Below are 13,848 nucleotides of genomic sequence, written 5' to 3' on the forward strand. Positions count from 1 at the left end.
AGGAGATTACCATGACACTTTCCGGCGGAAAAATCGGGACCTTCGCACGGCGGAACTCTATGCTCATCATCCTCATCGGCCTTTATGTGCTGGTGGCGTTTACCGCACGAGGGTTCATGTCGCTGGATAACCAGCTTAACATTCTGCGCACTATCGCCGTGCCGGGCATGATCGCCTTCGGTATGACACTGCTGATCATTGTTGGCGAAATCGACCTGTCGGTTGGCTCTATGGTTGCGGCATCATCATGTCTTGTCGCCTGGCTGGTATCATGGATATCAGGCGGTGACTTTGAACCCGCCATATGGGTCGTAATCTTAGCCTTTTTGCTGACATTTGCCTTTGGTGCCGGCATCGGCATCTTTAATGGCTGGCTCAGAAACCGCTTCATGGTGCCGACCTTCATTTCCTCGCTGGCGATGATGGCAACGCTGGCCGGTTTCGCCAATCTGATAACCGACGGAACACCGATCGAGTCCTTTCCGTCATGGTACTATTTCATCGGCAGTGGACGGATATTCCACGTGCCGGTGCCGGTCTATCTGCTGTTGATCGCCTTTCTCATCGCCTATGTTCTGGCAAATTACACCAGCTTCGGACGTTCGGTTTACGCGATCGGTGGCAATGCAGAGGCGGCACGTCTCTCTGGTCTTGCGGTTAGCCGAACCCGCACATTGTGCATGATCATCACCAGCCTTTTTGCTGTCACGGGAGGCATCGTTTATTCGTCACTTCTCAATTCCGGCAATCCGACCATCGCCAAGGGCATGGAGCTTGAGGTTATCTCCGCCGTCATCATAGGTGGTGTTAGCCTGTTTGGCGGCAAAGGATCGATCTGGGGAGCCTTTGTTGGCGTATTGTTTCTGGGTGTGCTTTTGAACGCCATGACGTTGTGGGGCTTTAATCCCTATGCCCAGCAGGTGGTTCGTGGCGCTCTGATCCTCGGTGCGGTATTCATCAACCTGATTATCGATCGCCCACATGCCGGCCATGGCTGAGAAGGAAAACATCATGCAAAACCTGTCGATGTCGTGGGACCGGGGTGATGCAAAACTGCAAAGCCTGGGCGGCATGCTGGGGCCGGTGTCGTTGGTCCTCGAGGATGGACGGTCAGTTTCGCCCCTGCATGTTTCTCCTTGGGAAAATGAGGATATGGCCGATCAGCCGGCCATTCTTCAGCGGTTGCGTGGTGAATGGCCCTGCGTGCCTTTCGGCGCAGTTCCTGGCCGGCCACTTCCTGAACGCTGGCGCGAGGCTCAGGGAAACACTGTCGTGTCTGATCCGGCGTTCGAGGATCCGCACGGCTTTGGTTCAAACCACCATTGGACCATCGCCGCTGGCGGTGAAGGCGAGCTTCTGGCTGACATCGAATATCCGCCGGAAAGTGTCATCAAATCCCTGCAACGGCGCATTGTTGCGACACCGGGAAAAGCCGGTCTTGTGTTTGAATTGACCATCACTGCGCGGCGTGATTGCGAAATACCGATTGGTCTGCATCCCTGTTTTGTTTTGCCGGAAACGCCGGGTGCGATGAGGCTTCACACTGGTCCGCATAGTGGTGTGTGGACACATCCGCTGGATGAACGCCAGCCACTGTCACGTTTTGCAGAGGATCAATATTTCGCTGATCTCTCCGTATTGAAGAACCGCCACGGTGATGAGGTGGATGCCACCGCTTTGCCATTTGCCGGACAATCCGAAAATCTTCTTCTGCTGACAGGTGTTGAAGGGCGGCTGATACTGGACAATCTTGAACAGAACTATCGCATCGTTCTTGAATGGGACCGTGATGTATTTCCCAGCCTGATGTTGTGGATTTCCAATCGCGGTCGCAGCCAGCGCCCTTGGTTTAACCGCCATCTGGCGCTTGGGGCTGAACCGGTGAGGGCGGCGTTTGATCTCGGTGTGGGGATTTCAGCGGCCTCAAATCCGCTCAATCGGGCAGGCGTACCAACAGCTTGGCATTTTGCGGCTGGTGAAAGCCTGACGACACGATATTCGATTTCAGCTTCTGTTTTGCTGTGACGGCAATAGTGCCAATGGCTTAAAGTCTTGCTGGCCCGGTGGAATCACGCTGAACAAGATTAACCGGCAAGCGCAGTACTCCCATGGCTGGAATGTCTTTTTCCTTACGGTGCGCATCAATCAGTTTTTCCAGCCGCTCGACAGCCTTCAGGCCAACCTCACGAATAGGCTGAGCCACCGTGGTCAGTCGCGGCAATATGTGAGAGGCTTCCGGCAGGTCATCAAAACCGATCACGGAATAATCCTGAGGCACAGTACGCCCCTGATGGTGGATCGCGTGAATTGCCGCAATCGCCGCAACGTCGGTTGTGCCGATCAGCCCGGTGACCTCGGGACATTCCTTCAACAGGGTTTCCGCCATCTGGTGGATTTCGGCGAAACGGTGTTCCTCACCGATTGCCTCGCGTACAGGCTCCAGTCCATGGGTGGCGAGCTCCTGCCTTACACCTTCAAGGCGCAGCTGAATGGGCTGGCTGTGCCCAGGCGCGCCAATAACGGCGATGTTTCGATGCCCGAGATCAATGAGGTGTTTGGCCATCATGCGGCCACCTTCGATATGATCGGCCATGACGGCATCTTTTGAAACGCCGGTCATCTCACGGTCTATGCCAACAATCGGAATATGGGTGTTTGCCAAAGCATGGAAGTGCGAGAGATCACCAAAGGCGCTGGCAATGATCACGCCATCCACCCGTTGAGACAACAGCATGGAGATATAACGTTCCTCGTGGTCCCGGTTTTCAGCAGTGCTGCAAATCAGTGTCTGATAGCCCCGTTCAAAAAGCTGCTGTTCGATGCTGTGGGCAAGAATGCCGAAAAACGGCAGGTCGATTGAAGGCAGCAACAAACCGATCATACGGCTTGGCTCACCGCGCAACATGCGTGCGCCCTTATTCGGTGTGTAATTCAGTGACTTGATCGCCGCTTCGACTTTTTCGCGCACTTCGGCAGACGTGTAGCCGCTATTGTTCAGCACGCGCGAAACGGAGGTGACGGAGGTTCCCGCCAGTTTTGCAATGGTTCTTATGCTTGTTTTCAAGTCAGCGGGTCCATACCCTTGATGTATTCAGTCAATACGTGGAAACCGTCGTGTTCACAAGTTTTATCAGTGCCTTATCGCGCCTGCGGTGAAACGAACCGCATGGTTTCATCTCGTAACTCGCCATCTGTACCAAGGATGGCGCGCCACTGCCGGTTTCCGCAACGCAGGGTCAAGCGCCAGGTGTTGGCATCAGCGTCGCGCCCTTCTTCCACCAGACTGTGCACAAGGTTGCGACGCATCAGGTCACGCACGGCATTTTCATTCAGTCCGAAGCGACTTGCTATAAATTCCGCATCGAGAACAAAATTGCCGTCTTCGTCGCGTTTTGCCGATGGAGCACTCTTGTCTGGCGTTTGCTGTGGCGTCTGGTTCATATGACGGGCGGTCTCTGCACATGTGCGTTGGAGTGTTATCTTTGACAATAATGCCGCTCGGAAAAATGCGCCAGTGACCGACTGACGCATTTGGGAGACATCATTCAGCCAATCGTGACCAGTTCGCGAGACAGGCGGTTCATGGTTTCGGCGCCATTTGATGTGATCAGGAACTGCTCTTCGATCATCAATGCCCCAAGACCATTGGCATAAAACGGCGCTTCCAGTGCCAACACCATATCAGGTTCGATGACGATGTCGTTTCCATGTGAAATGAATGGCCATTCTTCGATACCCACTGCCGCGCCAACCGAGTGGCCGAAATGCCCACGATAATATTCCTCGAAACCAAGCCGGCGCATGGACGACAACATGGTTTCGTGGACCTGCCCGAAGGTGTTCCCGGGTTTGAGAACCTCAATGCCGGACATGAATGTTTCCAGCAGCGCCTTGTAGACGTCGCTTGCGAGCGCTGAAGGTTTGCCCAACACGAAAGTGCGGGCACCATCTGAGGAATAACCACCAATCAGCGTACCGACATCCGCCTTGATCAGGTCGCCCTCCTTGAGCGTAGCCGCCATGTTTTGCAAGTCTGCACCGATGGAGATGTAATCCCAGTGTCCTGAAAGAACCTCGCCATTGGCGATTGCTGTATCTGTCGCGCCTGTCAGCCATGCGGTGGAGAGGTCTTTGATGCTTGAGCCGTATCTGGCTGTCTTGACGAGATTTTCGAGACCTGCCTCGGCGTAACGGGCTGCATTGCGCAGACGCTGGGTCTCGGATGCATTCTTGACCATCCGCAACCGTTTGACGATACCGGAAGCATCGCGCCAGACGACATTTGGCATCATGTTTTGAAGTTTCGCAAAGTCAGCGGCCGGCATGAATTCAAGATCAACGCCGAGTGTCGCGCGGTCGAGCCCTCGTTCCGTCAATATGTCGGACAGCAACTGGAAACAGGCCTGTTGGTCAAAGGTTTCAGGGCGTGGGCCGACATTACCGCTATCGCGATAGGCCTTGTTGATGTCGGTGATGGTTTTGGCGTCCTGTAGGTTTACGGCGTCAATCCAGATGCGGTGAGAACGCAAATCCATGGATTGTTGCAAATGACTGGTGCCGGCAAAAACATGATCGCTGACGATCGCAGCCAGTTTGGATGCGCTGTCTGTCGGAACCAGTGCGATGGCTGAACCGGCACGTCCCCACATTGTCGCGACGCCGGCTGCAATGCCGGTGGCATAACGGAAGGTTTCAGGCTGGAACAGTACCATGCCGTCCAGACCCTCCGCTGCCAGCAGTCGTTGTGCCCTTGCGCGATCCATGTCAGCCATAATTTCCTCTCGATGCATTTCCAGCTCTGATGAGGCGGACTTTATCCTGTTGCGATAAAACATGCTTCTCACCGGCGCGCAAAAAATGTCCATAAAAATATGAATTTTCGAGATTTAATTCTATCGACTGGAGAAAAATAGTTGTGCGTGCGGATATCGATCCCGTACACCTGTTTGTATAATTTGTGTCGACGGCAAGCCGTAACGGGCAGCTATTTCGAACAGGAGAATGACATGAGCGGTTTCAAAACCCGCAACGGCAACATCAGGCACACCACCCGTGCTGTCACGACCGCGTTGGCGATCGTGCTTGGTGCAGGTGTGTTCACACAAGCGTTTGCTGCTGAAAACGACCCGGATGCCACAATCAATATCGGTTCGCTCTATGAGCCGCAAAACCTTGATAACACGGCCGGTGCCGGTCAGGGCATCAACGAGGCTTTCAATGGCAACGTTTATGAAGCGCTGTTCCGCCTTGATGATGATGGCTCCGTACAGCCCGCCCTGTCTAAAGAATTCACTGCAAGCGAAGATGGTTTGACATACACCTTCAAGCTACAGCCTGGTGTGACCTTCCACTCTGGTGCGCCACTGACCTCGAAGGACGTCAAATTTTCCATCGAGCGCGTTGCTGCGCCGGAATCGAAAAGCTCGCGCAAGAACAGCCTCAAGACGATTGCCGGTATTGAAACCCCTGACGACGAGACCGTGGTCATCAAGCTGTCGTCCCGCTCGATTTCGCTGCCGTACAATCTCAGCTATGTCTGGATCGTCAATGATGAAGCGACGGACCTGCAGTCGAAGGAAGACGGCACTGGCCCTTACGCACTGGAAGACTGGCGTCGTGGTTCATCGCTGGCCATCAAGCGTTTTGACAAATACTGGGGTGAAAAGCCGAAAAACGGCGAAGTTGTCTTCCAGTATTTCACCGAAGCAACTGCGTTGAACAATGCGCTGCTGACCGGGTCGGTTGATGTGATCACCTCGGTGCAGAGCCCGGACTCGCTTGCGCAGTTCAAGGATAATCCTGAATTTACTGTCAGCGAAGGCAAGTCCACCACCAAGCTTCTCCTTGCTTACAATGACCGCGTTGCACCATTCGATAACGTCAAGGTTCGCAAGGCGCTCGCCCGCGCAATCGACGATGAAAAGCTGCTCAAGGCCGTATGGGGTGACTATGGCACTCTGATCGGTTCCTTCGTGCCGCCAACCGATCCATGGTATGTCGATCTGGCCAAGGTCGATGCCTACAATCCGGAAAGCGCGAAGGAGTTGTTGAAGGAGGCCGGTTATCCCGACGGTTTCACCTTCACCATCGATACGCCGAACTACGATCCGCATCCGATTGCCGCCCAGTTTATCCAGAGCGAACTGGCCAAGGTTGGCGTGAAGGTCAACATCAACATCATCACCGCCAATGAGTGGTACACCAAGATCTACAAGGCGCATGATTTCCAGGCGACCTTGCAGGAACACGTGAACCACCGTGATATCGTGTTTTATGGCAACCCAGACTTCTACTGGGGTTACAACAATCCGCAGGTTGTCGATCTGATCAAGCAGGCGGAAGCCAGCGCCACGACGGATGAACAGACGGCAAAACTGACTGAAGCAAACAAGATCATTGCCGAAGATGCAGCCAGCAACTGGTTCTATCTCTATCCGCAGATCGTCGTTTCGAAAAAGTCGGTTGGCGGTTATTCGCTGAACGGCCTGAATTCACAGTTCTTTGCTTACGGCATTACAAAGTCCGAATAAGTCCAGGAACTCGACACTCGACATGGTACGCCGCCTGAATTATTTTCCGGCGGCGTTGCTGCTTTTGCTGTAATCCGTTGATCTTGTATAAGGAAATGGTCAGCAGCAAACTGTGAAATGTCAGCCGATGAGCGAACCGGACGTCGGTAGCTCATGCTTGAGAGGTAAGCGTCATATTTTCCTATCTTGTTCGCCGCTCGGCCATTCTGGTCCTGTCGGTTGTTATCGCTTCTCTCGTTCTGTTTCTTTTGTTGCGCCTGCTTCCGGGCGATCCTGCCAATGCGCTTGTTTCTGTTGGTGCCGACGCCGCGCAGATTGAGGCCGCGCGCCGGCAGGTTGGTTCTGATCTGCCGCTTTATGAGCAATTTATTCGTTTTATCAGCAGCCTTGCCCGTTTTGACCTTGGAAGCTCCTTTGTCAGTGGTGCGCCTGTATTGGCGGAAATCGGCAAGCGACTGATTGTGACCGTGCCGCTGACCCTGATGGCCTTTGTGGTTGCCATAGCCATTGCCGTGCCGCTCGGCATTTTGTCCGTGGTGCGTCAAAAACGCTGGTACGGCACGTTGATTTCGGTCGTTTCGCAGCTCGGTATTGCTGTGCCGGTCTTCTGGATCGGTATTCTTCTGGTTACTGTTTTTGCGGTGAACCTGCGACTATTCCCCTCTGGCGGATTTCCGTCACGGGGATGGCAGTCTGCACCGGCCGCTTTTCAATCGTTGGTCCTTCCGGTGGCGACAATCGCCATTGTGATGTCTGCGTCGCTCATCCGCTACGTTCGTTCTGCCACGCAGGATGTTTTGGGCAGCGACTATCTACGTACAGCCCGCGCTCTGGGCGCAACTTTTTCGCAGGCACTGATCCGCCACGGTATTCGAAACGGAGCTGTGCCGGTCATTTCCATTCTCGGTATCGAACTGGCGTCGACATTGCTTGGCGCTGTGGTGGTTGAACGCGTGTTTTCGCTCCCTGGTCTCGGTTCCATGCTACTTTTGGGCATTGAACAGCGTGATTACCCGAACGTACAGGGCGTGCTGTTTATCTCGACATTGCTGGTGCTGCTTGTCGGGTTCGCTGCCGATCTTGCGCAGAGGATTATTGATCCGAGGTTGCGTAACCGGGCGGCAGGAGGTGGCGCATGAGCAATCCTGACATGACCACTGTCCCTGAAGATACGCAGCAGAAAACCAGATTGCCATGGCCGCTGGTGGTAGGCGGACTGTTTGTCGGACTGCATCTGGTCATTGCGCTTTTGTCGCTTGTCTGGACACCCTACGGTGTGGGCGACATGGTGGGTGGCCGTTTGGACGGACCATCATTTGCCCACTGGGCCGGAACGGACCGGCTCGGTCGCGATCTGATGACGCAAATCATGATTGGTTCGCGTATCGCGCTGATTGTCGGTTGTGGCGCTGTTGCCATCAGCGCCCTGATCGGTGTGACGCTTGGTGTTCTGGCGGCTTTTGCCACGCAGACGTTGGATGACGTTCTGGCGGCAACGCTTGATATTTTGATCGCGTTTCCGACCCTGTTGCTGGCCATGTTGATTGTCGCCTCCAGCGATGGCGCCAGCCTGTGGACTGCTATTCTTGCCATCGGTGTCGCGGGATCTGCGATTGTTGCCAGACTGACCCGCATTCTGGCCAAGCGTGTCTTGGCGATGGATTACATCACCGCCTCAAGAATTTCAGGCACGTCCTGGTTGGGTATCGTTCGGATACACGTGCTGCCCAATATCTGGCCAACCCTGATTGTCAATTTCGCCTTGCAGTTCGGCCTTGCCGTTATCGCTGAGGCATCGTTGTCTTATCTAGGCCTCGGCGCTCCACCACCAAATTCATCCTGGGGCAGATTGCTACAGGAAGCGCAGGCTTCCGTTTACACCGCGCCGTTTGGCGCGATTGCGCCTGGCCTTGCACTTGTTTCGCTCGTCATCGGGTTGAACCTTTTTGCTGATGGTTTACGAGACGCGGCTGACCCTACCCGCAGGAGACAGAGATGAGCGTTTTGCTGTCGGTTGAAAACCTTGGAATCGAGACTGCAGGCCGCATGCTGGTATCAGGTGTTTCCTTTTCAATATCTGAAGGTGAACGAGTTGGCCTGATCGGTGAGTCCGGTTCCGGCAAATCACTGACTGCGCTGGCGGCGATGGGCTTGCTTGCCGACACCATGCGGCCGAGTGGTTCCATCGTTCTTGATGGTCATCAGGTGATTGGGGCCAAGGACCGTGATCTGGTGCCGCTGCGTGGAACGAGCGTTGCCGCCGTTTTCCAGGAGCCGATGACTGCCCTTGATCCGTTGATGCGAATTGGTGATCAGGTTGCCGAGGTTGTCTCGCGTCGCGCCTCACGCGATGGGCAAAAGCTGTCGAGGAGCGAAATCCGCAGCCGCGTCGTGGCACTGTTTGAGCGTGTTGCCTTGCCTGATCCTGAACGCATTGCTGCATCATGGCCGCATGAAATTTCCGGTGGGCAACGCCAGCGTGCGGCGATTGCCATGGCCTTGGCCTGCCGTCCCAAGCTGCTGATTGCAGATGAACCGACCACAGCACTCGATGTCACGACCCAGGCCGAAATCCTGAAACTGCTTGAGGCGCTCGTGCGGGATGAAGGCATGGGGCTGTTGTTTATCAGCCACGACTTGCCAGTCGTTGCGACGGTGGCAGAACGTGCCTTGGTTTTGCGGCAAGGGGAGCTGATTGAGCAAGGTCCGGTGGCCTCACTATTTGATCAACCTGCACATCCCTATACGCAGGGGTTGGTTGCCGCTGCCCTTGCCTTTGACAAGGCGTTTGAGATTGCACCATGAGCCTGCTGAATTTGTCCGACGTTTCATTTTCCTACATCACAGGAAAACCGGTGTTGCATGATATAAATCTGACGCTGGAGGCCGGCAGTAACCTTGGCATTGTCGGCGAATCCGGCTCCGGCAAAACCACCATGCTGAAACTGTTGCTTGGCCTTCAGCGTGCATCAACTGGTGATGTTTCTTTCCGCGGGCAACCGCTGGATATTCGTAGTAGCGGGTTCATGCGCGGCTTTCGGCGCAGCGTACAGGCGGTGTTTCAGGATCCATATTCGTCACTCGACCCACGCCAGCGCGTGTTCGACATCATTGCGGAACCATTACGGTCGTTGAAAATCGAGAGGGATATTAAGGACGCGGTTGCGCAAGCCCTTGAGGCCGTCGACTTGCCTGCTGACGCTGCAAGGCGTTACCCGCATGAATTTTCAGGTGGCCAACGGCAACGTATCGCGATTGCACGCGCAATTGTCTCGACCCCTGACCTCATCATTGCCGATGAGGTGGTCAGCGCGCTTGATCTTTCCACCCGTGCCCGCATCATTGAGCTGTTGAAGACCCTGTCGCAACGCATGACCTTCGTTGTGGTGTCGCATGACATCGCCCTGGTTGCATTGCTGTGTGACAGGCTCATTGTGCTCGAGAAAGGCAGGATCGTGGAGCAAGGTGTAACACGCGATATTCTGGCTAACCCGTCGCATGACTATACCCGTAAGCTTCTTGCCAGTACGCCACGCATGCCCAAGACTGGCTGAAACCTTCGCACAATCTAACCGGTAACATCTACCCGGTAACTTGGGGTGATGGGGATTGCGAAACGTGCTGCGGTGCGTCATGAATTGCAGCATGACGCATCCGGACCTTACCATCCTCGTTATCGATGAAAATGCCATTCGCGCTTCCATTATCGAGGAAGGGTTGCGGGAGGCAGGGCACAGCCATGTCACGGTCATTCACGAGGTTCATGGGGTGGCACGAACGATTGAGACGCTGCGCCCTGATGTGATCGTCATCGATCTTGAAAATCCCAACCGCGATATGATGGAGCACTTGTTTCAGTTGACGCGTACTGTTGGGCGACCAATTGCAATGTTTGTCGATCGTTCGGATACCGCATCGATTGAAGCGGCCGTGGAAGCCGGCGTCTCTGCCTATATCGTTGACGGTCTGAAAAAGGAACGCGTTAAACCAATCCTTGATATGGCCGTTAGTCGCTTTAATGCTTTCAGTCGCTTGCAGCGCGAACTGGCCGATGCGAAGTCGGCGCTGGAAGAACGTAAGGTTGTCGAACGTGCAAAGGGCATTTTGATGAAAATGCGCGGGCTGTCCGAAGAGGAGGCCTTTGCACTGCTGCGTCAGACGGCGATGAATGAGAAGAAGAAATTGTCTGACATAGCACAAAGCGTGGTTACGGCTGCCGGTTTGCTCATGTGATGTCTTGCGGGTTTCGCCCCAAGGGATCAGCACAATGCTGACGGTGGATGTGGAGTGATGACATGACGGAAAATGGCAATATGACTGAAGAGCACGGTCAAGGGCAGGTCGCCCATGCTGCGCCAGGTTTGATCGGCAATGACCGGCAGCGCATACTGCGTGCGGGCTTCATTCCACTTGTCGATGCATCCGTTTTGATTGCCGCGGCGGAGTTCGGATTTGCTGCCAAAGAAGGTCTGAGCCTTGATTTGGTGAAGGATGTGTCCTGGGCAAATGTCCGCGACAGATTGGCGTTTCGTCAGTTCGATATTGCGCATATGCTGTCGCCGATGCCGGTTGCGTCCATGCTAAGCCTTGGTTCGAACCCGTTGCCGACCATCACGCCGTTTTCTTTAGGGCGTGGGGGCAATGCCATCACCCTATCCAGCAGGCTTTTTGTTCGAATGCGCGAGGCAACCGATCTCTCGGAGACGGCGACGGCACTGGAAAATGCCGTTGCGCTGAAACGCCTGCTTGAAATTATGCGGGCGAAGGGTGAGCCTCAGCCTACTTTCGGCATGACCTATCCCTTCTCCTCTCACAATTATGAGTTTCGTTATTGGTTGGCGGCCGGTGGAATTGACCCGGACCGTGATGTGAAGCTGGTTGTCGTGCCGCCGCCATTGACCTCAGATGCGTTGGCAGCTGGTGCGATTGATGGATTTTGCGTTGGTGCACCATGGAACATGGTGGCGTGTGAGCGCGGTGTCGGCAAGATAGTTGCAGCCAAGCAGGACATATGGCCTTCAGCACCAGAAAAAGTTATCGGCATGCGTCCTGAATGGGCAGAAACCCAGCAGGAATGTGTGGGGCGGTTGCTTGTTGCACTGGATGCCGCAGCGCGGTGGTGTGATTTGCCGGAAAACCACGACGCGCTCAGTCAGGCGCTGGCAGACCCGCGTTACATCGGTGCTTCCTCTGAAATTTTGCGACATGTTCTCGCGGGTGAATTTAACATTGATGACCGCGGCAACCGCCGCGTCATAGACAACTATTTCTCCTTTCATGGCAATTACGCCAACTACCCGCGCCAAAGTCAGGCTTTATGGATTTACAGCCAGATGATCCGTTGGGGGCAGGTGGCTTTTTCCGCAAATGGAATGGGGGCTGCTGTCAGTTCTTATCGCCCGGATATCTACAGGACAGCTCTCGGCAATGTCAGTGCGCCGCAAGACGCAGATATACGGGTTGAGGGAAAGGCGGAGGACGATCGCTTCATGGATGGTCACGTCTTCGATCCGGCAGCCATTGAGACCTACGTCAACACCTTTGTCGTCCGCAGTAAAACCGGGCAAACCACTGCTTCCGACGATATGTAGAAATAACGGTCTGCTCAAAGGCTGACCAGATTATATTTGAAGCCTCACGGCATTTGCACAAATAGCAATCGTTATTCTCTCCGCCTAAAAAGCGGGCGGTATCGTTTGTTTTGGTAATAAATATTTAAAAACAATTGCTTGTTGGCTTTCTATCGAACTGGCACAGTGCTTGCTTTGCTATTGGTGCATCGGTCAATGGCGATCGAGGCGAGTTGAGCACCCAATATGTGCTCACAAAAGACACGGACGTCGCAAGGTTTTGCTGCCCGGGACATTGATCCTGATGGTGCAATATCCGAGCGGCGTTTTTTTTATTTCCGATTTTTTTTGCAAGAAACAAACCACCGCAAGGGTGGTCACCAAAGGGGAACATGCGAATGAAGACTATATTCTCGGGTTCTGTCAGCCGTCGTGGTCTTTTGAAGACCACTGCCACTGCGGCCCTGATTACAGCGGTGCGCTCGGCCTTTCCTTCCGGTGCTTTTGCAGCCGCGGCCACTCCGGAAGTCACTGGTGCGAAGCTTGGTTACATTGCCTTGACCGATGCGGCCCCTCTGATCGTTGCCGTTGAAAAAGGGTTGTTTGCGAAACACGGAATGCCGGATGTGGAGGTCATCAAACAGGCATCCTGGGGTGCAACCCGTGACAATCTGGTTCTGGGCGGGGCCTCTAACGGCATTGATGGCGCGCATATTCTCACCCCGATGCCTTACCTCATGCACACGGGCAAGGTGACGCAAAACAATGTGCCCGTTCCAATGACGATCTTGGCGCGACTTAATCTCGATAGCCAGGGTATTTCGGTTGGTACGGAATATGCCGAGAGCGGAGTTCAACTGGACGCTTCTGCACTCAAGGCAGCTTTTGAGAAAAAGAAGGCCGAGGGCAATGAGATCAAGGCCGCGATGACCTTCCCGGGCGGCACTCACGACCTGTGGCTCCGGTACTGGCTGGCTGCGGGCGGCATTGATCCTGACAAGGATGTTTCGACCATTGTGGTGCCACCGCCGCAGATGGTTGCCAACATGAAGGTTGGCAACATGGATGTTTTCTGTGTTGGTGAACCCTGGAACGAGCAACTCGTCAATCAGGGCATTGGGTTTACCGCCTGTACCACCGGAGAGCTTTGGAAAGGGCATCCAGAAAAAGCGCTCGGCATGCGGGCCGAATGGGTCGAAAAGAACCCAAATGCCGCCAAGGCTTTGTTGATGGCGGTCATGGAAGCGCAGCAATGGTGCGACAGCATGGACAACAAGGACGAGATGTCCTCGATCCTTGGCAAGCGCCAGTGGTTTAACGTGCCGCCAAAGGATGTGCTCGGTCGCCTGAAGGGTGACATCAATTACGGCAATGACCGTGTCGTCCAAGGCAGCAATCTCTACATGAAGTTCTGGAAGGATGCTGCGTCCTACCCGTTCAAAAGCCATGATACCTGGTTCATTGCTGAAAACATTCGCTGGGGCAAGTTTGCGCCAGACACCGATATTAAGGCGCTGGTTGGGCAGGTGAACCGCGAAGACCTCTGGCGCGAAGCCGCCAAGGAACTTGGTGTGGCTACAGCAGACATTCCTGCAACGTCCTCGCGAGGTCTGGAAACTTTCTTCGATGGCAAAGTTTTCGATCCTGAAAATCCATCAGCGTACCTCGATAGCCTCAACATCAAGGCGGCTTCCTGAGGAGGAGAGCGGGGATATGTCTCCATATGCCTTTTACCCATCGTCCCCTCG

General features: G+C 54.5%; 13 protein-coding genes. 10 read left to right on the plus strand and 3 right to left on the minus strand.

Annotated features, from left to right (window positions below):
• Positions 1-11: 11 nt before the first annotated feature.
• A complete protein-coding gene (locus tag RT613_RS09615; protein ID WP_313614872.1) occupies positions 12-998 on the plus strand; it encodes an ABC transporter permease in 987 nt (328 codons plus the stop codon).
• Positions 991-2,025: a hypothetical protein gene (locus tag RT613_RS09620; protein WP_313614874.1), complete on the plus strand. Its 1,035-nt coding sequence runs from the start codon at positions 991-993 to the stop codon at positions 2,023-2,025. Before RT613_RS09615 ends, RT613_RS09620 begins: the two co-directional genes overlap by 8 nt.
• A gap of 19 nt (positions 2,026-2,044) precedes the next feature.
• On the opposite strand, the gene RT613_RS09625 is transcribed toward RT613_RS09620, so the two are convergent.
• The 3 genes from RT613_RS09625 to RT613_RS09635 form a co-directional block, all read right to left on the minus strand.
• Positions 2,045-3,064: a LacI family DNA-binding transcriptional regulator gene (locus tag RT613_RS09625; protein WP_313614876.1), complete on the minus strand. Its 1,020-nt coding sequence runs from the start codon at positions 3,062-3,064 to the stop codon at positions 2,045-2,047.
• Positions 3,065-3,138: 74 nt separating this feature from the next.
• Positions 3,139-3,441: a DUF6522 family protein gene (locus tag RT613_RS09630; protein WP_313614878.1), complete on the minus strand. Its 303-nt coding sequence runs from the start codon at positions 3,439-3,441 to the stop codon at positions 3,139-3,141.
• A 104-nt stretch (positions 3,442-3,545) separates the two neighbouring features.
• Positions 3,546-4,772, minus strand: a complete 1,227-nt coding sequence (locus RT613_RS09635; RefSeq protein ID WP_313614880.1) for a Xaa-Pro peptidase family protein — start codon at positions 4,770-4,772, stop codon at positions 3,546-3,548.
• A gap of 234 nt (positions 4,773-5,006) precedes the next feature.
• Here RT613_RS09635 and RT613_RS09640 point away from each other — a divergent pair, with 234 nt between their 5' ends.
• The 8 genes from RT613_RS09640 to RT613_RS09675 all read left to right on the plus strand — a co-directional run bounded on the left by RT613_RS09640 (position 5,007) and on the right by RT613_RS09675 (position 13,797).
• A complete protein-coding gene (locus RT613_RS09640; protein WP_313614882.1) occupies positions 5,007-6,530 on the plus strand; it encodes an ABC transporter substrate-binding protein in 1,524 nt (507 codons plus the stop codon).
• A gap of 173 nt (positions 6,531-6,703) precedes the next feature.
• Positions 6,704-7,669 carry an ABC transporter permease gene (locus RT613_RS09645; RefSeq protein WP_313614956.1) on the plus strand — a complete coding sequence of 322 codons (966 nt, stop codon included), beginning with the start codon at positions 6,704-6,706 and terminating at the stop codon, positions 7,667-7,669.
• Positions 7,666-8,529, plus strand: coding sequence for an ABC transporter permease (locus tag RT613_RS09650; RefSeq protein ID WP_313614884.1), 864 nt, complete (start codon positions 7,666-7,668; stop codon positions 8,527-8,529). The genes RT613_RS09645 and RT613_RS09650 overlap by 4 nt, the downstream gene beginning before the upstream one ends.
• Positions 8,526-9,335 (plus strand): ABC transporter ATP-binding protein, encoded by an 810-nt coding sequence (locus tag RT613_RS09655; RefSeq protein WP_313614885.1) that lies wholly within the window; start codon positions 8,526-8,528, stop codon positions 9,333-9,335. The genes RT613_RS09650 and RT613_RS09655 overlap by 4 nt, the downstream gene beginning before the upstream one ends.
• Positions 9,332-10,084 carry an ABC transporter ATP-binding protein gene (locus RT613_RS09660; protein ID WP_313614886.1) on the plus strand — a complete coding sequence of 251 codons (753 nt, stop codon included), beginning with the start codon at positions 9,332-9,334 and terminating at the stop codon, positions 10,082-10,084. The genes RT613_RS09655 and RT613_RS09660 overlap by 4 nt, the downstream gene beginning before the upstream one ends.
• Before the next feature lie 91 nt (positions 10,085-10,175).
• A complete protein-coding gene (locus RT613_RS09665) occupies positions 10,176-10,763 on the plus strand; it encodes an ANTAR domain-containing response regulator (RefSeq protein WP_313614888.1) in 588 nt (195 codons plus the stop codon).
• Positions 10,764-10,825: 62 nt separating this feature from the next.
• Positions 10,826-12,121: a CmpA/NrtA family ABC transporter substrate-binding protein gene (locus RT613_RS09670; protein WP_313614889.1), complete on the plus strand. Its 1,296-nt coding sequence runs from the start codon at positions 10,826-10,828 to the stop codon at positions 12,119-12,121.
• A gap of 377 nt (positions 12,122-12,498) precedes the next feature.
• Positions 12,499-13,797: a CmpA/NrtA family ABC transporter substrate-binding protein gene (locus RT613_RS09675; RefSeq protein WP_313614891.1), complete on the plus strand. Its 1,299-nt coding sequence runs from the start codon at positions 12,499-12,501 to the stop codon at positions 13,795-13,797.
• The last annotated feature ends 51 nt before the right edge of the window (positions 13,798-13,848 follow it).

It is taken from the genome of Agrobacterium sp., assembly GCF_032092815.1.
GTDB lineage: Bacteria > Pseudomonadota > Alphaproteobacteria > Rhizobiales > Rhizobiaceae > Agrobacterium.